The 23,016-nt window shown below is 67.7% G+C and carries 17 protein-coding genes; 10 read left to right on the forward strand and 7 right to left on the reverse strand.

Features of this window, described 5'->3' with window-relative positions; genetic code table 11:
- A partial coding sequence (locus ACYVJS_RS00005; RefSeq protein WP_460736554.1) for an NAD-dependent epimerase/dehydratase family protein occupies window positions 1-242 on the reverse strand: 242 nt, incomplete at its 3' end.
- An 82-nt stretch (window positions 243-324) separates the two neighbouring features.
- Here ACYVJS_RS00005 and rfbA point away from each other — a divergent pair.
- The 3 genes from rfbA to ACYVJS_RS00020 are packed head-to-tail and all read left to right on the forward strand — an operon-like array spanning window position 325 to window position 4,906.
- Window positions 325-1,197, forward strand: coding sequence for a glucose-1-phosphate thymidylyltransferase RfbA (rfbA, locus tag ACYVJS_RS00010; protein WP_460736556.1), 873 nt, complete (start codon window positions 325-327; stop codon window positions 1,195-1,197).
- Window positions 1,194-3,014 (forward strand): rhamnan synthesis F family protein, encoded by a 1,821-nt coding sequence (locus tag ACYVJS_RS00015; protein WP_460736558.1) that lies wholly within the window; start codon window positions 1,194-1,196, stop codon window positions 3,012-3,014. The genes rfbA and ACYVJS_RS00015 overlap by 4 nt, the downstream gene beginning before the upstream one ends.
- Entirely contained in the window at window positions 3,011-4,906 is a 1,896-nt protein-coding gene (locus ACYVJS_RS00020) for a rhamnan synthesis F family protein (protein WP_460736560.1), read from the forward strand. The genes ACYVJS_RS00015 and ACYVJS_RS00020 overlap by 4 nt, the downstream gene beginning before the upstream one ends.
- Here the strand turns inward: ACYVJS_RS00020 and ACYVJS_RS00025 are convergent.
- The gene (locus ACYVJS_RS00025) at window positions 4,903-7,023 is read right to left on the reverse strand and encodes a glycosyltransferase family protein (protein ID WP_460736562.1); all 2,121 of its coding nucleotides are present in this window, start codon (window positions 7,021-7,023) and stop codon (window positions 4,903-4,905) included. The two genes, ACYVJS_RS00020 and ACYVJS_RS00025, sit on opposite strands and share 4 nt — an antisense overlap.
- 54 nt (window positions 7,024-7,077) lie before the next feature.
- On the opposite strand from ACYVJS_RS00025, the gene ACYVJS_RS00030 reads away from it, so the two are divergent.
- The 6 genes from ACYVJS_RS00030 to ACYVJS_RS00055 are packed head-to-tail and all read left to right on the forward strand — an operon-like array spanning window position 7,078 to window position 14,569.
- Window positions 7,078-8,004, forward strand: a complete 927-nt coding sequence (locus tag ACYVJS_RS00030; RefSeq protein ID WP_460736564.1) for a glycosyltransferase family 2 protein — start codon at window positions 7,078-7,080, stop codon at window positions 8,002-8,004.
- Entirely contained in the window at window positions 8,001-9,800 is a 1,800-nt protein-coding gene (locus ACYVJS_RS00035; RefSeq protein WP_460736566.1) for a glycosyltransferase, read from the forward strand. The genes ACYVJS_RS00030 and ACYVJS_RS00035 overlap by 4 nt, the downstream gene beginning before the upstream one ends.
- A 42-nt stretch (window positions 9,801-9,842) precedes the next feature.
- On the forward strand, window positions 9,843-10,979 hold the full coding sequence (glf, locus tag ACYVJS_RS00040; protein ID WP_460736568.1) for a UDP-galactopyranose mutase: 1,137 nt from the start codon (window positions 9,843-9,845) through the stop codon (window positions 10,977-10,979).
- 1 nt (window position 10,980) lies between these two features.
- A complete protein-coding gene (locus ACYVJS_RS00045) occupies window positions 10,981-12,999 on the forward strand; it encodes a DUF6541 family protein (protein WP_460736571.1) in 2,019 nt (672 codons plus the stop codon).
- 38 nt (window positions 13,000-13,037) lie between these two features.
- Window positions 13,038-13,826, forward strand: coding sequence for an ABC transporter permease (locus ACYVJS_RS00050; RefSeq protein WP_460736573.1), 789 nt, complete (start codon window positions 13,038-13,040; stop codon window positions 13,824-13,826).
- Window positions 13,826-14,569 (forward strand): ABC transporter ATP-binding protein, encoded by a 744-nt coding sequence (locus tag ACYVJS_RS00055; protein ID WP_460736575.1) that lies wholly within the window; start codon window positions 13,826-13,828, stop codon window positions 14,567-14,569. The genes ACYVJS_RS00050 and ACYVJS_RS00055 overlap by 1 nt, the downstream gene beginning before the upstream one ends.
- Here the strand turns inward: ACYVJS_RS00055 and ACYVJS_RS00060 are convergent.
- The 5 genes from ACYVJS_RS00060 to ACYVJS_RS00080 form a co-directional block, all read right to left on the reverse strand.
- On the reverse strand, window positions 14,554-15,789 hold the full coding sequence (locus ACYVJS_RS00060; RefSeq protein ID WP_460736577.1) for an ABC transporter ATP-binding protein: 1,236 nt from the start codon (window positions 15,787-15,789) through the stop codon (window positions 14,554-14,556). The two genes, ACYVJS_RS00055 and ACYVJS_RS00060, sit on opposite strands and share 16 nt — an antisense overlap.
- Window positions 15,790-15,831: 42 nt before the next feature.
- Complete coding sequence (locus ACYVJS_RS00065) at window positions 15,832-16,749, reverse strand: ABC transporter permease (protein ID WP_460736579.1); 918 nt, start codon at window positions 16,747-16,749, stop codon at window positions 15,832-15,834.
- Between the two features lie 51 nt (window positions 16,750-16,800).
- Window positions 16,801-17,706, reverse strand: a complete 906-nt coding sequence (locus ACYVJS_RS00070) for an NAD-dependent epimerase/dehydratase family protein (RefSeq protein WP_460736580.1) — start codon at window positions 17,704-17,706, stop codon at window positions 16,801-16,803.
- Window positions 17,703-18,719, reverse strand: a complete 1,017-nt coding sequence (locus ACYVJS_RS00075; protein ID WP_460736582.1) for a GDP-mannose 4,6-dehydratase — start codon at window positions 18,717-18,719, stop codon at window positions 17,703-17,705. The genes ACYVJS_RS00070 and ACYVJS_RS00075 overlap by 4 nt, the downstream gene beginning before the upstream one ends.
- Before the next feature lie 132 nt (window positions 18,720-18,851).
- The gene (locus ACYVJS_RS00080; protein ID WP_460736584.1) at window positions 18,852-20,990 is read right to left on the reverse strand and encodes a glycosyltransferase; all 2,139 of its coding nucleotides are present in this window, start codon (window positions 20,988-20,990) and stop codon (window positions 18,852-18,854) included.
- A 149-nt stretch (window positions 20,991-21,139) separates the two neighbouring features.
- Between ACYVJS_RS00080 and ACYVJS_RS00085 the strand changes: the two genes are divergently transcribed.
- Window positions 21,140-22,936 carry a glycosyltransferase family 2 protein gene (locus ACYVJS_RS00085; RefSeq protein ID WP_460736586.1) on the forward strand — a complete coding sequence of 599 codons (1,797 nt, stop codon included), beginning with the start codon at window positions 21,140-21,142 and terminating at the stop codon, window positions 22,934-22,936.
- Window positions 22,937-23,016: the final 80 nt, after the last annotated feature.

Below are 23,016 nucleotides of genomic sequence, written 5' to 3' on the forward strand. Positions count from 1 at the left end.
TCGGCCGCGTAATGCACCACCGCATCCACCTGGGAGAACAACTCATCGACCAGCGCCGCGTCGGCGATATCGCCCACGACCAGCCGCACCCGATCCTCGGGAAGCCCCGCCAACGACGCCTCGTTACCCGCGTAGGTGAGCTTGTCGAGCACGATCACCTCGTGATCCGTGTTCCCCACCACATGGTGCACGAAATTCGAACCAATGAACCCGGCACCACCGGTCACGAGAATCTTCCGCATGATTCCAAGGCTATCGTTCCGGGTTGCGGTGCTGCGCCGCTCAGATTGGCGGTACCCAGGCGAATCGGGGAGACTTGAGGCCATGCGCGGCATCATTCTCGCCGGGGGCACTGGCTCGCGGTTGCACCCGATCACGCTCGGCGTCTCCAAGCAGCTGGTCCCGGTCTACGACAAGCCGATGATCTACTACCCGCTGTCGACTCTGATTCTCGCCGGGATCCGCGACATCCTCGTCATCACGACGCCTCACGACGCGGAGCAGTTCCAGCGGCTGCTCGGCGACGGATCGCAGTTCGGCGTGTCGATCTCCTACCGCGTGCAGCCGAGTCCCGACGGTCTGGCACAGGCGTTCATCCTCGGTGAAGAGCACATCGGTTCAGACTCGGTGGCCCTCGTCCTGGGCGACAACATCTTCTACGGGCAGGGGATGGGCACGCATCTGCGTCAGTATCAGCAGCTCGAAGGCGGCGTCGTCTTCGGATACTGGGTCGACGACCCGACAGCCTACGGAGTGGTCGAGTTCGACGCTTCGGGCCGGGTCGTGTCGTTGGAGGAGAAGCCGACCGTTCCCCGCAGCAACTACGCCGTTCCCGGATTGTACTTCTACGACAACGACGTCGTGGATATCGCCAAGAACCTCCGGCCCTCTCCGCGCGGCGAGCTCGAGATCACGGATGTGAACAAGGAGTACCTGCGCCGGGACGCGCTTCGCGTCGAGTTGCTGCCGCGTGGAACGGCGTGGCTCGACACGGGCACCTTCGATTCCCTTGCGGAGGCGACCGAGTTCATCCGCACGGTGCAGAAGCGTCAGGGTCTGTCGATCGGTGCCCCCGAGGAGGTCGCGTGGCGACTCGGATTCTTGAGCGATGACGAACTCCGCTCGAGGGCGGAGCCGCTCGTGAAGAGCGGTTATGGGTCCTATCTGCTGAAGGTGCTGGCTCAGGGCACGCGGTGACGCCCACCCCGCTGCTAGCCGCTCCTCTGCCCGACGGAGCCCGCCGTCTGGTGATCTTCGTGGTCTACGACCGGCGGGGTGAGGTCGGCGACTACATCCTGCACGCGCTGCGCGGCCTCAGGCCGCACGCCACTCGCATCCTCGCGGTGGTCAACGGGTCCGTATCGTCGCGGGGGTGCGCCGAACTGGAGACCGTCGTCGACGAGGTTCTCGTCCGCTCCAATCGGGGCTTCGATGTCGAGGCGCAACGCGAGGCGCTGGCGCACCTCGGAGACGACCTGCGCGACTACGACGAGCTCATCCTGACGAACGACACCTGGTACGGACCGGTGCAACCCTTCACCGATGTCTTCTCACGCATGGCGAGGCGAGCTCTGCACATCTGGGGCATGACGGAGCATCCGCGAGCCGAGGGGGACCCGGCGGGCGGACGGGAGCCGGTGCCCTGGCACCTGCAGTCGTATTGGCTGGCGGTTCGCCGCTCCGTCTTCCTCTCGGACGCATGGTCTCGCTACTGGCGAGAGCTCGCCCCGATCGTCACCTACGACGACGCCGTGCGCCATCACGAGCTCGTCTTCGCCGAGTGGTTCCAGACCGAGGGATTCGTCGTAGAGACGGCCTTCCCGAGCGCCGAGTACTCGGGCGACAACCCGGCGATCTTCCATGCCGATCTGCTTCTGCGCGACGGCTGCCCGCTTCTCAAGCGCCGTCTCTTCTTCCACCATCCGACCTTCATGATCCGGTACGCCGTCATCGCACGCGATGTCCTTCGCCTGGCAGGGGAGTACGGGTACCCCGTGGAGCTCGTCTACCATGACCTGGCCCGAAATGTCGCCCCGCGTACACTCCACTCCGCCCTCGCCTCGCTCGAGGTGAGATTCGACTCGGATCCCCGCGTCGAGGGCTCCGCGGTGGTGTATGTCGAATCGGTGCGCGCGCGTTCGCTCGCCGACGTCGCTCGGGCGGTCGCCGTGTTCCCCGCAGACACCCCGGTTGTGCTCGTCGCTGCTCCGGAGGAGGACCCGGAAGAGATCTCGGCGGCGTGGTCGGCCGTCGATGCGGCCCGGGCGCCCGAGATCGCCCCCTCGGCGTCGCGCGGCGCCGTGCTGCGCGAGGCGATCGACCGCGCTCGGAACGGATACGACCTCTTCGCGCACATCGATGCGAGCCTTTGGGACGAAGGCGACGCCGATCAGCGATTCCTCCGAGAACACCAGTGGGGTGCGCTGTGGTCATCGTCCGATCCCCTCGGGTTCATCGTGGCCTTGCTGCATCGGCGTCCGGAGGCGGGTCTGTTGCTTCCCCCTGAGGCGTTGGCAGGCGTACTTCCCGCCGCCGTCGACTGGCAGCATCACCGCCAACACGTCCGTCGCGCTGCCTCGCACCTCGGCATCTCGGTGCCGACAGACGAGTTCGGCCCGCTCGCACCGATCGGCGGCCTGTGGGCGGCACGCCCCGATGCCCTCGACGTCGTCGCGAGGATGGTCGGCGACCTCGACGTGGATCCGGTCGTGCAGCGACTGCTTCTGGCTCAGGCGGTCGGCGAGGCGGGGTTCATCACGCTGACCGTGACCGATCCGACGCGCGCCGCACGTTCGCATACCTCGGTGGAGTACGCCCTCGACCGGCTCCTCGAGACGACACGAGGCCCGCGTTTCGAACAGATCCAGTTCCTCCAGCGCATCGGATGGCGCGGGCGGACCCGCCAGCTCGACGTGGTGCGCATGATGGCGCGCGCGCGTGCGCACCCGGCGCTGTCCTTCGTGCGGGCGTTGGCCCGGCTCACGCGCCGCGGCGGACGGGGGGAGTCCTCATGACGGATGCGCCTGCCCCGACCTTCCCGCCTTCCGGACGTCGACTGGTCATCTACACGCTCTACGACAGGCGCGGCGCGGTGGAGGACTACGTCCTGCGAGCGCTCGAAGGACTCCGACCCCACGCCGACCGACTCATCGTGGTCGTGAACGGTGCCATCGACGACAGTGCACGCCGGAGCGTCGAACGGCTGTGCGACGAGATCCGTGTCCGTGAGAACACGGGCATCGACGTGGGCGCCCAGCGGGAGACGCTCGATCACCTCGGGGCGGACGTTCTCGGCTACGACGAGCTCCTCCTCACGAACGACACGTGGTACGGGCCGATCGGATCGTTCGACGCGCTGTTCGCGCGGATGGATGCGCGCCCGACACATTTTTGGGGAATGACCGCGCACGCGGCGGCGTCGCCGCATCCGCTGACGGGCACGGGCGCCGTCGCGTACCACCTCCAGTCGTACTGGCTGGCGGTGCGCGGCGAGATGCTGCGCAGCCCGGAGTGGCCGCGCTACTGGTCATCGCTGCCGGCACGGCTGGACTACCGAACGGCGGTCCTCAGCCATGAGTCGCACTTCACCGCCTACTTCACCGATCGCGGGTTCACCTCGGCTGTCGCGTTCGACCTCGATGCGTTCGCGACCGAGAACCCCTCCCTGTGGGAGCCTCGTCGACTCATCGAAGAGGGCTGCCCGATCCTCAAGCGTCGGGTGTTCTTCCATCCGCCGCTGGCATTGAGCGAGCGCAGTGTCGACGGTGCCGCGGTGCTGCGCGACCTCGTCGACGCGGGCTACCCCGCGGCGCCGCTCTGGGCCGACCTCGCGCACAACGTGCAGCCGAAGCTCCTCCACACGAACCTGGCGCTGCTCGATGTGCTGCCGGACGAGAACGACGGGACGTACGACGCGACACGGCCGCTTCGGATCGCGGTGGTGGCCCACATCTTCTACGAGGAGATGACGGACGACCTTCTGGATCTGGCGGACATGCTCCCCGACGGATACGACCTCGTGGTGACGACGCCGACCGCGGCGAAGGCCGATGCTGTGCGCGCCGCAATCGTTGCGCGCCGCATCCCGCCTCGGCGGTGGGAGGTTCGCGTCGTCGCCTCCAACGACGGGCGCGACCAGAGCGCATTCCTCGTCGGTGCGCGTGATGTGCTCGTGGGCGCCGACTACGACCTCGTGGTCAAGCTCCACTCGAAGCGGACACCGCAGGACGGCCTCAACATCGGTCGCCATTTCGCCGCGCAGCAGTTCGACAACCTCCTTCACAGCAGGGGGTATGCGAGCAACCTCGTGGCGATGTTCCAGCGGCGTCCGGAGCTCGGCATCGTCTTTCCCCCGATGATCCACGTCGGATACCCCACGCTCGGACAGGCGTGGTGGGCGAACAAGCCGGGCGCTGTTCGGCTGGCGGACGAACTCGGCATCCGGGTTCCGCTGGACGACAGCTCACCCCTCGCCCCGTACGGCTCGATGTACGTCGCGCGTCCGGATGCGCTGCGGGTGCTGCTTTCGCGGTCGTGGGACTACCCGGACTTCGGCGGTGCGCAGCAGTATCGCGACGGAGGCTTGGCGCACGTCCTCGAGCGGATGCCCTCCTACGCCGCCGCCGAGGCCGGCTACGTCACGCGCACGGTTCTCACGCGCGACTACTTGGCGCTGAGCCTGACGGCGCTGGACTTCGATCTCGACCAGCTGACCGCGCTGGTTCCGGGAACTCCCGCCGCCCACCATCGTGCCCTCACTGCTCTGGGCCATTTCGGCGACGCGAGGGTTCGGGATTTCGCCAGGATCCTCGTGCGTGTGACGTGGCCCGGCCTCGGGGCGCGTCTGCGCGCAGGCCTGCGGGCGCTGCGGTCGCGTCTTCCGCGCGGAGCGCGGCCCCGGGTCTAGGAACCGTCCGCGGTCAGGACCAGCACCCTCGCGCGCGCGTCGAAGGAGTGGGAACGGCGGATGTGCTCGGACGTGCGGGCAAGCGCTTCCGAGTCGGGGAAGCGCGCGTCCAGATCTCCCTGCAACATCGCGATGAGCTCGTCCGCCGATCGGAAGGTCTGCACGGCTCCATCGAAGATGCGGTCGATGCCGACGACATGGTCCGAGATCGCCCGGCCGCCGGCGGCGACGACGTCGAAGAGTCGATTCGAGATGAACCCCTCGCGGCGCATCGCGGGCCAATGGTCGTTGAGGACGACGGAGGCGGTCTCGTACCGCAGGGGAAGCTCGTCGTTCGGGATCCCCCGCGCCGCGATAGCGCTGGCGGGGATGTATCCGCGCCAGTCGGGTCCGTAGACGCGCACGGGGATCCCTGCGCGGAGCGGTTCGACGACGACCGGACGGGCGATCCCGCGCGCCGTTCCCACGAAGACGATCTCGCCTGTCGAGGGTGCACCGGTCGGTCGGAACCGGGTCGCGTCCGTGCATTGCAGAAGCGGACGGATCGTTCGGCGGAACCGTGCCGAGGCGCGTGCGGCCCAATCCTCTGATGCGGCGAAGACGACGTCGAAGTCGTCCAGCTCTGCCGCGGTGATCTCATCGGGGTGGCTGATGATCCAGAGCATCCGCAGGCCCGCACGGGGCGGGACGAGCCGGTGCGGACCGCGCAGAACCAGAACGACATCGTCGAGCGAGGCGGTGGGCCGATCCACGGCCGCGCGAGCGTCCACGATGGCCTGCTCGCCGAGTCGTTCGAGCGATGCGGCCAACGCGCGGGCGAAGTGGGTCTCGCCCCATGACTCGCCGGCGAGCCCGGCCGGAGCGGCGGTCTTGATCGCCCAACGCCGTGGGGTGCCGGGGACTCGCTCGAGTACCGGGACGTCGCTGCCCGCCTTCACGCGCAGACCGGCGGCGGCGACGATCGCGTCCACGTCGGAGTCCGGTGTCCGCGGCGCGTCGACGGCGGTCGCGCGGGTGTCGAGGGGCAGCGGGTCGCAGGGCCCAGGCGTCATGACGACCAGGTCGGTGAGGGTGCGACCGGCGCCTTCTCCCGAGGTGCCCTCCGGCCACGCGCGCAGCGGTGCGTCCAGCGCGGGCACCGATATCGCATCGCCGAGGCGGCGGGCATCCTCCACGGTGTGACCCTCGAGCAGTCGGTACCGGGCGCCGCCGCGCCAGACGGCGCCCGCTGAGAGGATGACACCCGCGCCGGACACCCACAACGGCGCAACGGGACCGTCGGCGGCCCAGGAGGCGAGGTCGACCAGCATCGGCTCCGTGACCTCGGCACCCGGTCCGCGGTACACGGTCAGCCCCTTACCCTCCCGCCGTGCCGGAGACGGACATCTCCCGTCCTGCGGGCGGCGCACGCGGATGCGCGGATCCCCGGCCGCGAGGATGCGGGCATGCAGCCGCGTGGAGTACGCGTCGTCGAGCAGAACGACGTCGAGGTCAGCGTCGAGGTGCTGCGCCGCCGCGGCCGCCGCCGCGAGGGCGAGATCCGGCGATACTTCGTGAGCGCCGACGACGCAGACGATCAGCGCCCGGTCGGTGACAAGCCCGGGCTCCGCGGGCGTGCGGATCGCCGAGGCCGCCACCGCCGCCCACAGTCGCTGCGCGCTGATCTCGCCGCCGCGGACGGGGAGGCTGCCGCCTGCCCGAGCATCACGCCAGGCGAATCCGAGCGGCCCGCCCGGATCACGGAGCGCCTCCGGCCGCCGCCGGACGAGCTCGGTCGCATCCCAGCTCGGACTCGTCACGATGCGGGTCGGGTCATTGATGAGATAGGCGTAGAGTGCGGGCACGCGGTCGGCGTCCGAGAGTTGCCGGGAGACCGTGGCCTCCATGAACAAGGGATTCAGAGTGAACCCTTCGCGGTGTGCGCCGCGGACGTAATGACGGATGGCAGCCCGGGAGCTGACGGGGCGGCGGAGCTGCGCCGCCACGATCTCGGGGTCGACGACCTGTGCGCGACCGATCGTCCGCGCCCACCAGAGTCGATCGATTCCGGTCAGCAGGTGTCGCACGAGAGGCACGCGTCGCGCCGCCCGCCACAGTGAGCGCACGCGGTTGAGCATCGCTCCCAGTGTATCGGCCGGTGTCGAGAACGCCGATGATATGGTCGGTGCGCTATGACCCAGCCCAGACTGACGCCGGCCGACGCCGCAAACTCCGTGAGGGCGGGGATCGTGCTGCGCACCAAGAACCGCCCCTGGTTCCTGCGGCGGGCCCTGCGCGACATCGTCGGCCAGGAGTCGCCGAGCTGGCAGGTGCACATCGTCAACGACGGCGGCTCCCGCGACGCGGTCGACGAAGCGATCGCGGAGCTGGCTCCCGAGCTCCGACGCCGCGTCGGCGTCACCCACAATCCCGCCCCCGTCGGTCGCTCCGCCGCGGCCAACCAGGGCGTCCGCGCGCTCGACACCGAGTTCATCGTGCTGCACGACGACGACGACCTCTGGCATCCGGGCTTCCTCGCCCGCACGATCTCCCATCTCGATGAGCACGCCGACGAGATCGGGGTCGTCGTGAGAACGGAGATCGTCTACGAGCAGGAACGCCAGGGCCGCTTCGTCGAGACCGGCAGAGCGATCTTCTGGCCGCATCTAGCTTCCATCACCTACGCGGATCTGTTGCAGGTGAACCGCGCCGTGCCGATCTCCTATCTCTATCGGCGGCGACTCCACGACGAGGTCGGTTACTACCGCGAGGACCTCCACGCCGTGGAGGACTGGGAGTTCAACCTGCGCGCCGCGGCCGTTCACCGCATCGGCTTCATCGACGGCGAACCGCTCGCATTCTGGATGCAGCGCCGGGGCGTCACAGGAGAAATCGGCAACAGCATGTATGCGCTCGCGGGCGAGCACGAGTACTACGACCGCGTCGTTCGCGACGAAGCCCTTCGGGCGTACGTCGCCGCGGAAGGCCCCGGGCTGGCGCTGTACCTCGCGCGCTACGTCCAAGACGAGGTCGCGCGTCAGCTCGACGAGCGCCTCTCGATCGGCCAACGTCTCACCCGCCTCCTTCGCGAGCGTCGGCGGACCCGGCGCGGTCGATGAGCGAGCTCTGGCACCCGGTCCACCGCATCGCCGGCGCAAGCCACGATGACCCGGCGCGGCAGAGCCTCTACGTCTCCGGCGCGGCATCGTCGACACGTACCGCGTTCGCTGTGTCCGCGGGCACTCGGGCTACGTCGGCGACGTACTTCGGCGCATTCCCGGCCGAGCACTGGCGTGCGCGCTCCGACGTGAGGCAGGTCCGACTCGTCTTCCACGCGAACGCCTCCGTCCGCGTGGACTTGCGCCGCACGAACACCGCGGGAGAGGTTCAGATGCTCGGAACGAGAACGCTCGACGCCGGAAGGCACGAGTGGGAGACCGCGCTCGCGCAAGACGTCGCGTGGCTGTGGTTCGATGTCGCCGCGGCCGGCTGCGACGCTGTCGTCTCCGACGTCCGCTGGGAAGTGCGCGCGAGGCCCGCGGTGCAGCCGTCGCTGACGATCGGAATCACCACCTACAACCGGGAACAGGACTGCGTCAGGCTCCTGGCGCGATTGGGGAGCTCTCCCGACGTCCTGGACACGGTGACGCAGGTCGTGGTCGCCGACCAGGGCACTCGGGCCCTGGTCGACGCGCCGGGGTTCGACGACGCCGCGGTGACGCTGGGGGAGAGGCTGAGCGTCGTGCGTCAGCCCAATCTCGGCGGTTCCGGCGGATTCAGTCGTGCGATGTCGGCGGCGTCCGGCTCGGGCAGCTCGCACGTGCTCCTGCTCGACGACGACGTCGACCTCGAACCGGAGTCGATCTTTCGGATGCTCGCCTTCGCGCGCTTCGCCGCGGAGCCGTTGATCGTCGGTGCGCAGATGCTGAGCCTGACCGAGCCGACGAGATTGCACTCCTTCGGGGAACGCATCGATCGTCGCGACATGTGGTGGATGCCGGTGGTGCCCTCGCTGTCCGACGTGGATCTGGCCGTCCACACCGTCGAGAACACGCCGGCGCTCAGCCGACGCATCGCGGTCGATTTCAACGGCTGGTGGATGTGTCTGATCCCCATGGACGTCGTGCGCGCCGTCGGGGCGTCCTTGCCCTTCTTCATCAAATGGGACGACGCCGAGTTCGGTCTGCGAGCCGCGGCGCGCGGAGTAGACACCGTCACCCTCCCGGGGGCGGCGCTGTGGCACATGCCGTGGACCGCGAAGGATGACGGGCTCGACTGGCAGGCGTACTTCCAGCTGCGCAACCGCATCGTCACGGCCCTCCTGCATGGCGGCCCGCACGTGCTCGCGGCATCTTTCGCCCAGGATCTCAACCACATCCTGTGCGCACAGTACGGATCGGCCGCGCTTCGGGTGCTGGCCCTGCGCGACATCCTCGGTGGCCCGCAACATCTGGAGCACACGCTGATCGCGGGCCCGCAGCGGCCCGCAGCGGTTCTCGCCGAAGCGGGCCAGGCCCTTGTCCGCGACGCCCCCGCCGCGGTCGAGACCCGAGTGGAGCCGCCGAAGGGGCATGTCGCGTTGGTGCGACGCCTGCTCCGTGTCCTCGTTCACCAGACGCGCCGGGCGCGCAGGGAGTCGTCGCCGATGCGGCTGTCGCGGGCCCAGGGCAAATGGTGGGCGCTCGGTCTCCTCGATGGCGCGGTGGTGGAGTCCGCGGCCGGAACGGGTGTGTTCGTGATGCGCCGCGATCGCGCGACCGCGGCGCGCTTGGCATGCGATGCTCTTTTCTCGCGGGTGCGGATGCGGCTGAGGTGGCGCTCGCTGGCCCGTCAGTACGCGGCTGCTGCGCCGTCGCTGTCGGCGACGACCACCTGGGACCGGAGGTTTGCACGTCGCCCTCCCGAGTCTCCGTAGACTGGCACGGGCGCGAGACGCCGGAAAGGCATGGCATCACGCATGGATCTTCTCGTTGTGGGTTCGGGCTTCTTCGGTCTGACCGTCGCGGAACGCGCCGCATCCGCGGGTCGGAAAGTGCGGATCATCGAACGCCGTGCTCACATCGGCGGAAACGCCTACACGGAGGCGGAGCCGGTCACCGGCATCGAGGTCCACCGCTACGGCGCCCACCTCTTCCACACGTCCAACGCCACGGTGTGGGAGTACGCGAACAGGTTCACGTCGTTCACGGACTACGTCCATCGGGTCTACACGACCCACCGCGGGACGGTGTATCCGCTTCCCATCAATCTCGGCACAATCAACCAGTTCTTCCACACGGCGCTCGGACCGAGCGAGGCCCGAGCGCGCGTGCTCGAACTGGCCGAGGAATTCGACCCGAAGAGTGCGCGAAACCTGGAGGAACGGGCGATCGGATTGATCGGTCGTCCACTGTATGAAGCGTTCATCCGCGACTACACCGCCAAGCAGTGGCAGACGGATCCCCGCGAACTGCCCGCCGAGGTGATCTCCCGGCTGCCCGTGCGCTACACATACGACAACCGCTACTTCAACGACACGTGGGAAGGTCTTCCCGTCGAGGGGTATACGGCCTGGTTGGAGCGCATGGCCGACCATCCCAACATCGAGATCTCGGTGAACACCGACTTCTTCGACGAGACCCAGCCCCTCCATCGCGCGGCCGTCGTGGGGCAGGTCCCGGTCGTCTACACCGGGCCGGTCGACCGTTACTTCGACTACGAAGCCGGGGCTCTCTCCTGGCGCACGCTGGATTTCGAGCAGGAGGTCCTCGACATCGGCGACTTCCAGGGCACGAGCGTCATGAACTACGCGGATGCGGATACGCCGTTCACGCGTATCCATGAGTTCAAGCACTTCCACCCGGAGCGAGCGGAGCGCTACCCCGAGGATCGCACGGTCATCGTCCGGGAATACTCCCGATTCGCGGACACGGGCGACGAGCCGTACTACCCCGTGAACACCCCGACGGATCGCGAGGGGCTCCTCGCCTACCGCGAACTCCAGCGCGGCGAGAGCGGTGTTCATTTCGGTGGGCGCCTGGGGACCTACCAGTACCTCGACATGCATATGGCGATCGGGTCTGCGCTCTCGATGTGGCACAACAAGCTCGCCTGAGATGACGATGTCGACCTGGTGGGCGATCGTGCCCGCGGCCGCGGCTGCCCTGTTGGTGCTGCTCGGGCCGGGCGCCATGGTCCTCGCACCTCTGCGGCTGCCGCGGGTGATGCGCGTGGCTCTCGCCGGGCCGACGTCGGTGTTTCTGCTCGGGGTCGCGGGGATCGTCTTCGCTGCGGTCGGGGTGCCGTACGGTGCCTGGCAGCCCTTCGCGCTGGCGGTTCCCGTGGCGCTGCTCGTCTTCCTTCTGCGCACGCGAGCCCCGCGTGCGCAGCGAGAAGCGTTGCGCATCAACGGTGCCGTCGTCGCGACGTGGGCGGCTGCGGCGGCGTTGATGGGAGTGGTGTCCTTCGCGGCGGTGTCGAGCCCTGACCTGATCAGCCAGACGTACGACAACGTGTTCCACCTCTCCGCGATCTGGTCGATCCTCGAGCACGGCGACGCGTCGTCCCTCACCTTGCGCACGCTCATCGAGACGGACTCCGCGTTCGGTTTCTACCCTGCAGGCTGGCATGCGCTCGTTGCTTCGGTCGTGCAGCTCTCCGGATCTTCGGTGGCCGTTGCCGTCAACGCGGTGTGGCTGGCCGTGGCCACGGCGCTGTGGCTGCCGGGTGTCGTGTGGCTCGCGCAGGTGATCCTTCCCCGTGCGGACGGTGCGACCGTCGCACTCGTCGCCCTTCCTCTCGGAGCGGTGTTCACGGCGATGCCGTACTCGCTGCTGGTGTGGGGCACTCTCTACCCGACATTCCTCGCGACGGCGGCGCTGCCGGCGGCGATCGCGGCGCCGATCGTCGCGGCGCGCCGACTCATGCGGCCGCGTGCTGTGAGAAGCGAAGGATGGTGGGCGTTCACCGCCGTAGGGGTGACGGCGGGAGCCGTGGCCTTCGGTCAGCCCCGGGTACTGGCGAGCTGGGCGCTCATTCTGCTGATTCCCGGTGTCGCCGCCGCGCTGGGGTGGGCGCGGCGCGGGTGGCGCGGCGGCGGAGCGAGGCGGGCGCGGGTCGTCCGCCTCGCTCTGGCGGCGGCTGTCGTGGTTCTCCTCGGCGTCGTCGTGGCAGTGTGGTACGTCGTCGTCAGGCTCGGGCTGTTCACGCGACCCCTCGATGACCGGCTCGGGGGGCCGCAGGCGCGAGCCGTGCAGTCGGTGGGGCATGGGGTCTGGCAGGTCCTCGCCCAATCGTGGCCCAGCGGGGCGGGCACCGTCGTCTTCCCGGCGCTGCTGCTCGCCGTCGTGATGATCGTGGGCATGGTGGCGCTCGGACGGACACGCCGGACGAGGTGGGTGGTCGGCGCGTACCTGCTGGTCGCACTCCTGTACGTCCTCGCCGCGGGATCGGACGACGTCGTCACGAAGCTCGCGACGGCGCTCTGGTACAAGGACAAGTATCGACTGAGCTCGATCCTGCCTCTGCTCGGAGTGACGCTCGCCACCGCGGGTGTGCTCTTCCTGACGCGGCGCCGCCGAGCTCGCCCGGCCTCGGAGCGCCCCCGGTCGTGGCCGGCGGTCGTCCTCGCCTGGGTGGTCGCGGCCGCATCGGCGCTGGGACTCGCCTTTGGCGGGACGACGAGTGCCGTCGGAGACGTGTTCCGGATGCCCGCGATCGATGCCCGCGGCGAGGTGGTCTCGCGCGCGCAGATCAACTTCTTCGCCGACCTGGGCGCGATCGTCCCGCCCGCGCAGCGCGTTCTTGGCGATCCCTGGGACGGATCCGCGCTGACGGGCGTGTACGGGCAGCGTGAGCCGGTCTTCCCGCACGTCAACGGCCAGTGGGACGCGGATCGACTCACGCTGGCGTGGCATCTCGCCGAGATCGGGACGAATCCGGAGGTCTGTGCTGCCCTCGACCGTCTGCACGTGCGCTACGTCACGTATTCGCCGCACGAGTTCGGCGGCGGCGACCCCTCCGGCAATCACTTCCCCGGTCCCCACCAGGCGGTCGAGGCGGGACTGCTCACTCTCGTGCTCTCTGACGGCGACACGGAGCTCTATCGCATCGACCAGTGCGGTCCGCTCGAGTGATCGCGGGTCGTGGCCGGGCGCACGATAGAGTCGGAAGCGTGAAGGCAGTCGTCGGTTCCCCGGGGACGCCGCGACGCTACTTCCATTCTCTCTGGCTGCTCTCGGCCCGGGATCTCCGCGTGCGGTACTCGACCAGCGTGCTCGGGTATCTGTGGTCCGTCCTCGACCCGCTCGTCATGAGCGGGATCTACTGGTTCGTCTTCACCCAGGTGTTCGGCAAGGGGGTCGGCGAAGAGCCGTACATCGTCTTCCTCATCACGGCGCTCCTGCCGTGGGTGTGGTTCAACGCGGCCGTCTCCGACTTCACGAAGGCCTTCAAGAAGGATGCGCGGCTGGTTCGTTCGACGGCGATTCCGCGGTCCATCTGGGTCGGCCGCATCGTCCTCAGCAAGGGCGTGGAGTTCTTGTGCTCGCTGCCGGTGATCGTCCTCTTCGCCTGGGCGGCGGGAGCGCCGGTGGGCATCGGCCTGCTCTGGTTCCCCGTTGCGGCGATCATCCAGGCGTGCCTGCTCCTGGGCATCGGACTCATCGTCGCTCCGCTGTGCGCTCTGTGGGGCGACCTCGAGCGCACGACGCGCCTGGCGCTGCGGGCTCTCTTCTACGCGTCTCCGGTGATCTACGGTGTCGCCGATCTTCCCGGCTCATTCCGCGACGTCGCCGCACTCAACCCGTTGTCGGGCATCTTCACGCTGTACCGGATGGGGTTCTTCCCCGATCAGTGGAACGGCCTGACGGTGGCCTCCGCCGCCGTGGTCAGCGTGCTTCTGCTCGCTATCGGAGTGTTCGTCTTCCGGCAGCTCGAGCCCGATGTTCTCAAGGAGCTGTGATGGCAGAGCAACGTGCGATCCGGGTCTCGGGATTAGGCGTGAAGTTCCGGCGTGGCCGGCGAACCGGCCGTTCGATCAAGGACCTGTTCGGTGGCGCGCGCAGGCGTTCGCGTCCCTCGGAGTTCTGGGCACTTCGCGACGTGAGCTTCGACGTGATGCCGGGGGAGGCCATCGGCGTCGTCGGGCGCAACGGCCAGGGCAAGTCCACCTTGCTCAAACTGGTCGCGGGCGTCATGCTCCCGGATGAGGGCTCGGTGTCCGTCTACGGCGGTGTCGCACCGCTCATCGAGATCACCGGTGGCTTCGTGGGTGATCTGACGGTGCGCGAGAACGTGCGGTTGACGGCGGGATTGCACGGAATGACCCGCGCCGAGATCGCGCGTCGATTCGACGACATCATCGAGTTCGCCGAACTGACGGATTCCGTGGAGACGCCCTACAAACACCTGTCCAGCGGGATGAAGGTGCGCCTCGCCTTCGCTGTCGTCTCGCAGCTGCCTGAGCCGATCCTGCTCGTGGACGAGGTCTTGGCAGTGGGCGACAAGGCATTCCGAGAGAAGTGCTATCGCCGCATCGATGAGCTTCTCGCGGAAGGGCGGACGCTCTTCTTCGTCAGCCACAATGAGCGCGATCTGCGCCGCTTCTGCACGCGGGGGCTTTATCTCGACAGAGGCGAGCTCGTTCTCGACGGGCCTCTCGAGGATGTCCTCGATCGGTACGCGTCCGATCATCCCTCCGGCTGACCCGACGCGACGTCGTCGACGGTGATGGTGGGTCGCACGAACAGCGTGCCGAACGTGGTCCCGTCGGAGCGTACGTTGAACGACGCTGCCTGAGACACCGCCGCGAGCTGGCGGTGCGCGCCGTCTCGCAGGGCAGCGCTGATGAAGTACTTCCCGCTCCCGAGGGGGAGTGCGGGAAGCTCGACCTTCGCCCGAACCGTGCCCCGGAGCGGACCGGCGGGGGTCACCGCGTGATCCGTGCCGGTACCGAACACGACGAGTCCCTGTTCGTTGTCGATCTGGATCGCGCACAGCCACTCATCGATGCCGGTGGGGTGGTAGAGCTCTACCTCGAGGGTGAGCGGCTCGCCGGACTGGATCTCGGTCAGTGACTGCCCGTTGACGGTGATGCCGAGGATCTTCGCGTGGGAGGGGTCGTCTGCTTCGCGCTCGACGGTGTCGATGTCGTCTTGCCGCTGCTGCTCCAGGAGGTCCCGGAACTGAGGGATCACGTCGTTGGGCTCGCCCTCGTCGATCACTTCACCGTGGTGCAGCAGGAGTACTCGCGAGCACAACTCCGCCACCTGGGGCATCGAGTGGGTGACGAGGATGATCGTGCGCCCCTCTTCCTGGAACGTGCGGATCTTGTCCATGCACTTTCGCTGGAAGGCTTCGTCGCCCACGGCGAGGACCTCATCGACGATGAGGATGTCCGGGTCGGTGTGCACAGCGACGGCGAACGCGAGCCGGACGTACATGCCCGAGGAGTAGAACTTCACCTGTGTGTCGATGAACTCGGCGATTCCGGAGAAGGCGACGATCTCATCGAAGCGACGATCCGTCTCCTCGCGGCTGAGCCCGAGAACGGAGGCGTTCAGGTACACGTTCTCGCGCCCCGTGAGATCGGGATGGAAGCCCGCGCCCAACTCGAGGAGCGCGGCTGTCTTGCCCCGGCCAGTGATCATCCCCTCCGTGGGTTCGAGGATGCCGCCGATCAGCTTCAGTAGGGTGCTCTTGCCGGATCCGTTGTGGCCGATCAGGCCGATGGTTTCGCCTGCGCGGATCTTCGTGGAGACGTGGCGCAGCGCCCAGAACTCCTCACGATGACGTCGACCGGCACGCCCGAGCGTGACCAGTCTCTCTTTCAGCGAGTTGTCCTTCCGAACGACGAACCGCTTCGAGACGTCGGAGACCTCGACCACGACGGGTCGCTGTGCGGGTGGTTCACCGGCGCGTTGCATGAGAACTCTCTGTCGTTCGAGATGAAAGAGGCGGGCGGGTCGTCACAGCTCTTGGGCGAAGTTGCCCTGTAGCCGGCGGAAGACGCGATGGAAGACAACGACCAGGACGACACCGATCACGAAGGCGATGCCCATCCGTGCGAGCAGGTCCGAGGGGAAGTGGGAGGCGTCCCCGCCGGCCCAGAAGGCCTGCTGGAATCCCAGTACCGCCAGCGTGATCGGATTGGAGGTGTAGACATCGAACAGCACGCCCGAGCCGATGATGTCGCGCGCCATCGTCCAGGTGTAGACGATGGGGGATGCCCACATGAGGAACATCATGATCACCTCGGTGAGGTACTGGGTGTCGCGCAGGTAGACATTGACGGCGGACAGCAGCAGCGCGAAGGCCGTTCCGTAGACCAGGACGAGCAGGATCGACGGGATCGCGTAGAAGATCTCCGGATGGATCGGGAACGAGCCGGCGATGGCGGTGGCTCCCAGGAGCACGATGATTTGAATGGCGAAAGTGAAACTGGCGGCGCCGACCGCCGCCAGAGGGAAGACCTCACGCGGCACGTAGATCTTCTTCACCAGTCCGGCGTTCGAGACTACGGAGGAGACGCCGCCCAGCACGATCTCGCTGAACAGTCCGTACACCGTCAGGCCGGCGAAGACGTAGATGGCGAAATCGTCGATTCCCCGTGCGGCGCCGAGGAACTTGCCCATCACGACGTAGTAAATCGCGAGCTGCGTCAACGGACGGATGAGCGTCCAGACGAAGCCGAGGCTCGAGTCTTTGAAACGGGACTTGAGATCACGTCGGATGAGCAGATCCAACATCTCACGCTGCCGGAAGATGTGTGCGATCGGCTTGAAGACGCCGCCGACCGCGAGGGAGCCGACGGGCTGCATCGGGAGTTCGCTCAAACGTGCGAAACGTTCTTGTCGGCGCGCAGCCGAGTCGTAGGGCGCTGTCATGGCGTGCACAATCCTAACTGCCGGTGGCTGAGAGCCACGGTGCGGCGTGCATCACGCCAGGCGGAAGCGGGAGTGGACGAAATCGGCGATGGACTGTCCGATCGGGATGCGCGGCGCCCACCCGAGGTCGTCGCGGATGCGGGAGGCGTCGCCGACGATCTCGTGCGGATCGCTCGGACGCAGGCGGCTCTCATCCACCAGCGTCTCCGGCGCCGGCACTCCGAGTGCGTCGCAGATGTGGGAGAGGATCTCGGCGCCGGACGCGGAGACACCCGAGGCGATGTTGTAGAGCGGCCGCGGCCGCGACAGCGACAGCAGTTCCACGTACGCGCGCGCGACGTCTCGAACGTCGGTGTAGTCGCGACGGGTCTGCAGGTTGCCGACCCGCAGCGGCTCGCGGGGGCCGAGATCGTGCACGGCGCCCGCGAGGTCCGGGACGAGGAAGCCCGGTGCCTGTCCCGGTCCGATGTGGTTGAAGGGACGTGCGACCACGATTCCGAGTCCGCGTTCGCGATAGTACTGTGCCTGCAACTCCACAGCGGCTTTGCTCACCGCGTACGGCGAGCTCATGCGCAGCTCGCGCTCCTCGTTGCAGGGGCCGGCTCCGGGAGCATAGAGCCCCCCGGTGCTGGCGACGACGATGCGCGTGTTCGTCGCACCGGCGGCGAGCAGATTCTCCGCGAGGGTGGTGAGCATCGCTGTGTTTGCGGAAATGTAGGTCTGGGGGTCGCCGAAGGAGCGCCCGACTGCGGCCAGGCTGGCCAGATGGATGACGGCGTCCGGCACCTCGTCGAGCGGCCACTCGTGGGTGAGATCTGCTGACCAGCTTGCACGGACGCCGCGGTGGGGCGTCCGTGTCGCGCGGGAGAGCGTGGTTACCTCGTGTCCGGCGGAAAGAGCGCTCTCGACGACGTGCCGGCCGACGAACCCGTCAGCCCCCGTGACCAGGACTCTCACTTGTAAGCGGGGGTGGCGGCCTCGACTCGGGCCAGCGCGCGGTCGTGCGCGACCATGCGGCGAACGAGACCCGCGAAGTCGACCTCTCGACGCCAGCCCAGTACGCTCTCGGCCTTCGTGGCGTCGCCCAGGAGGATGTCCACTTCGGCAGGACGCACCAGAGACTCGCTCTTCTCGACGTAGGGCGTCCAGTCGGAGACGCCCACTTCGGCGAACGCGAGATCCAGGAACTGCTCGATACTGTGGGTCTGTCCGGACGCCAGAACGAAGTCGTCGGGCTCGTCGTGCTGCAGCATCTGCCACATCCCCCGCACGTAGTCTCCCGCGTAACCCCAGTCGCGCTTGGGCCAGAGGTCGCCGAGCACGAGCTTCTCCTGCAGGCCCGCGTCGATGCGCGCCACGGCTCGCGTGATCTTACGGGTGACGAACTCCGGTCCGCGGTATTCGCCTTCGTGGTTGAAGAGGATGCCGCAGGAGACGAACATGCCGTAGCTCTCGCGGTAGTTCCGAGAGATCCAGTGCGCGTAGAGCTTCGCCACACCGTACGGGCTGCGCGGGTGGAACAACGAGTCCTCGTTGTAGCCGGCGCCGGGACGGTTGTAGTCGAGTCCGCCGAACATCTCCGACGTGGAGGCCTGATACACCCGAGAGGTCTCCGCGCGCCCGGTCACCCGTACCGCCTCGAGAAGGTTCAGGACCCCCTTGCCGGTGACATCGGCGGTGAGCGACGGGTTGCCGAAGGAATATCCGACATGGCTGATGGCGCCGAGGTTGTACACCTCGTCGGGGTTGACGGTCTCGACCGCGCGAACGAGCGAGGAAGGGTCGGTGAGATCGCCGTCGATGAGTCGCACGAAGGGATGGTGATCTTCGATGGTCGCTCGACGGGGGTTGTTCTGCCCTCGGATGAGACCGGCGACCTCGTATCCCTTCTCGTGGAGCAGATCCGCGAGATGGCGACCGTCCTGGCCGGTGATACCTGTGATGAGTGCTACGCGGCGGGCCTCGGTCAAGGAATTCCCTTTCGTTGTCCGACGATGATTCGCGTCGGATTCGATATGTCGAACGAACGGAGCGATTGCTCGCCGATCCGAACGGTCAGTCTACCGGGCCCCGGGTGAGGCGCGAAACGCCGGCTGCGGCGTCTAGCGAGGGTTGTCCCCATCGCGGCGTCGGCGCTTACGCAGCCGATCGCTGTGCTCGCGCAGTGCACGCGCGAGCGGGCGGAGGAACTCGACGCGGCGAACGGCGGCTTCCGCGATGCGGTACGAACGGCGCGACAATTTCCACTGCAGGAACTCGGCACGCGCCGACTCGGCGATCTGGTACGAGCGCGTGGCACGGAAGTATGCCGCGCGACGGCGCAGCCGATCGAAGGAGGCGGGCTCCTCCAGCGTACGGCGGACGATTTCCAGGAGCCCCTCGTTGTACTCCCTGTGAGTGCGCACTCGGTCCGCCACCGGAGCCGGCAACGAGATCGCGCGACGGATCGTCGCGGGCAACTCCTCGAATGTCTCGAAGAACGCGCTGGATCCGGTGAGCTCGAGGCTGTCGACGACCTCGTGGGCGACCTCCGAGTCGAACAGGACCACGGGCTTACCGTGCACGGCGGCCTCGACGATGGGCAGCCCGAACCCTTCGTAGGCGGACGGGTAGACGATGACGGATGCGCCCCCGTACAGGGCGCTGACATCGGCGTCGGTGAGATATCCGCTGGGAAGCGGGACGATGCTCGAGCCGTCGTCCTCGGCGGTGCTTCCGAAGGCGACGACGGGCAGCTCGAAGTGGTGGAGTGCGGCGACCGTCTCGCGGATCTGCTTGTGCCGGAACTGGTTTCCGATCAGCAGGACGTATCCGCCGGCGCGCACCGCGTTGCGCTGACGCGGTGTGAAGCGCTCATCGGCGTCGAAGACGGCGTCGGGCACGCTGACCGCGAGATGCTCCACGCCGAGATGGAGAACGCTCGTGCGCGAGCGGTAGTCGTCTCCGAGGGCGTAGTAGCGCGCTGCGTCGTCGACGGTCGCCTGGCTGATGGCCACGATGCGGTCGGCATGGTTGAGCGAGTCGAGCACGACCTGTCGCCGGCTGTAATCGGACTCGAGAAGCGGAAGCGAGCGGATGGCGATGATGTCGAGAAGAGACGCCACCCAGCGCACGCAGAAGCGGTCCAGGCGTTGGATCTGGGACGCGGCGTTGAGCGGAGCGAGCGAGAGGCCGAGATCGAAGATCTCGTCGAAGTCCTGGTTCGCGATCACGCGGAATCCGTACTGCTCCAGGCGGAAGAACTCGATCGCCTCGGAAGAGGTCGCGATGACGAACTCGATGTCGGCCAACTCGCCCGCCTCGCGCAGGCTCTTCAGGTGCAGGACGAAGCTCAACGCATACTGCACGCTGCCGTTGTAGATCAACGACATGTGATGCAGGTCGATGAGCACCTTGCGCGGTCGGTCCTGCGGCACGAGGAGGTCGGCGAACCAGTCGATGGGGTCGACGCCGTCCGTCAGGTAGTGCCCGACCGCCGTGGGGTAGTACGGATACCGCTCGATCAGCATCCGCTCGTGCTCGTCCTGGATCCGCTGCTTGTCCAGGGAGGAGAAGCTCATCTCCCCTTCGTGGTGCGCGTAGGCGTGGTTGGCGATGACGGACGAGAATCCGTAGTCGTTGACGCGCAGGCAGAAGTCGTTCTCCTCGCCGTACCCCGGGGCGAACGCCGTGTCGAACAGTCCGTAGTTGCGGATGAGCGACCGCCGGGCGAGGAAGCAGAACCCGTGTGCGACCGGGGCGACGGTGAAGCGCGGGAGCTCGTCCTTCACGGCGTCGAACACGGCTCGCGAGCGCTCGGCGGTGGCCTCTGCCCCGGATGCGGTGCGCAGGGGAATGGTGTTGATCGTGGCGTGGTTGCTGCGCGGCGCGACGATGCCGTGCTTCTCCGAGGCGTGCAGCACGCTCGACATCTCGTCCAGCGTGCCGGCCATCAACTCCGCGTCGCTGTTGAGCAGGAGAATATCGTTGTCGGTGGTGTCGAGCTCCTGTGCCGCACGATTGCATGTCCCCACGAAGCCGAGGTTGCGGGGGTTGCGCACGTAGGTCACACCCGTCGCGTCGCCGATGGCCTCCTGCACCTCGCGCTCCATCGTCTCCACCTCGGGCCCGCAGTCGTTGACGATCAGCAGGCGGTGAAAGCTGAGGTCGACGTGCGTCAGGACGCTGCGGATGCAGCGCAACGCGGTGGTCGGGTCGCCGTAGAGGGGGACGACGATCGTCGTCGGATGTGCATGCGTCATGAGTTGCCTTTGTGCAGAGGGGAGCGCACCTGCAGTGCCTCGGGGATTGTATCTCGGCCCCCTTCGGCGGATTCTGAGCCGACCGCTACGCTGGAGCGCGGCGGGCCCGAGCGGCGGTTGCTCGCGTTCGTCACACGAGGTGGTGCGGATTGTCACTCATCAAGCGCGCGCGGGAGGCGGCGATCAGACGCGGGCGAGTGGCTGCGGCCCACGTTCTGCCCGGCTTTCAGGCGACCCGCCGGGATCCGTCTGAGGAGTTCGTCCGGTTCGGTCTGTTCGACCTCGCGTACTACCGCGCCCAGCTGACCCCCGAGAAGCGTCCCGCGTCCCTGGAGGAGGCGCGCCGGCACTACGTGGACGAGGGGCGGCGGGCGGGGCTCGCCATGCATCCCTTCATCGAGCCGGAATGGTGGGACGAAAACGTCAACACGGATCGAGACGACCCGCTGGGGCGTGAGCGTTGGCTCATCGAGGGCGGTCAGCTGCACTCCTCCACCGCGCCGCTGGTAGCTGACCCTGACGGTCCGATCGGGGTGACGCGAGATTATCTGCTCGGAGTTCTCGATGGCACGCGCTCGGTCGCCCTGCCCGACGGTCGAACGCCCGCGCAGGTCGCCGCCGAACTGACCGCGGCCGTCGAGGAGAGCATTCGCACGGCTCCCAACGTGGGCAAGGCGTCGGGCGTGGACTGGAGCGCGGTCGCGGAGTCCGTCTCCGTCCGAGTGCGCGACCGGATCTCGATCCTCGTGCCCACCTACCAGGACTGGCGGATGACCGTGCAGGCCGTCAGGGCGGCCCTGAACGGAGCGCCGGACCACGATCTCGAAGTCGTCGTCGTCGACAACGGGTCCCGATTGGCCGTGCTGCGTCACCTCCTCGCCCTGTTCATGGCGGAGCCGAGAGTGCGCATCATCCGATGCAGCGAGAACACCAACTTCGCGGGCGGCATGAACCGCGCCATCGCGGAATCCACCGGTGAGTTCATCCTGTTGCTCAACAACGACGCTGTCCTCGACCCCGGCTGGGCGGCTCCCCTCGTGGCACCGCTTCGCGCGGACCAGACCGTGCGCGGCACGCAGCCGCTGCTGATGTACCCGGGCAGCAACCGCGTCCAGGCCGCGGGTACGGTCTTCCTCGGCGAAGGGGTGCTGCCCTGGCACTTCCTGGCGGGGCACCCGCGCGAGGATGCGGTGAAGATGCGAGACGTCTCCTTCGCGGCCGTGACAGCGGCCGTGATGGCGCTCAGGGCGGCGGATGTCGTTGCGGCTCGCGGATTCGATGAAGAGTTCGAGAACGGGTACGAGGACGTCGATCTCTGCCTGCGGCTTCGGCGGGACGATACAGACCGCTACCTGGTCGTCACAGAAGCGGTAGCCGTGCACCCCGAAGGTAGTTCGCCGGGCCGGAGCACGCACGACTCGATGAACCGCGTGAGGTTCTTCGCTCGGTGGGCGGGGCGCATGCCCGCCTCCGACGCGCATCACTATGCCGAGATCGGGATGCGGTTGGACGGGATGCGACCGCTGTGGTTCTCCGAGGACGTTCCGATCCTCGTCGTCGACCCGCACGTGGTGCGCCCGGCGCGGCGCGTGCGACGGCCCGACGGACACGAGATCCCGTGCCTGCGTTGGCTCCTGCTCACGGATTCTGCCCCGCCCGCCGCGCTCGACGCCGCCGCAGCAGCGCTCGCGCAGCTCGGGCAGGAGACGGTGCGGGTTGCATCCGGAGTGCACTGGAGCGACGCGCTGGCGGATGTCGTCGTCGGCTTCTCCGCACAAGCGGCCACCTTTCCCCGCGCGGGAGCCTTCAATGTCCTCGTCGGGCCCGCCGGCAGCGACGCCCCGGTGGGTGTGACGCTCACCGGAGGGTCGGCGGCGGAGTTCGAAGCACTCACCGCGGACTACCTCGTCTGGAGAGAGGAGCTCTTCCCGGTTCGGGAGGGATGAGCAGACACGGCTCGTTTCGCGCTGCGGTACCGGCGACATGGAGCGCTCGCGAATATGCTCTTGTGAAGTAGTCCGCAGTT

The organism is Microbacterium neimengense (assembly GCF_054782995.1).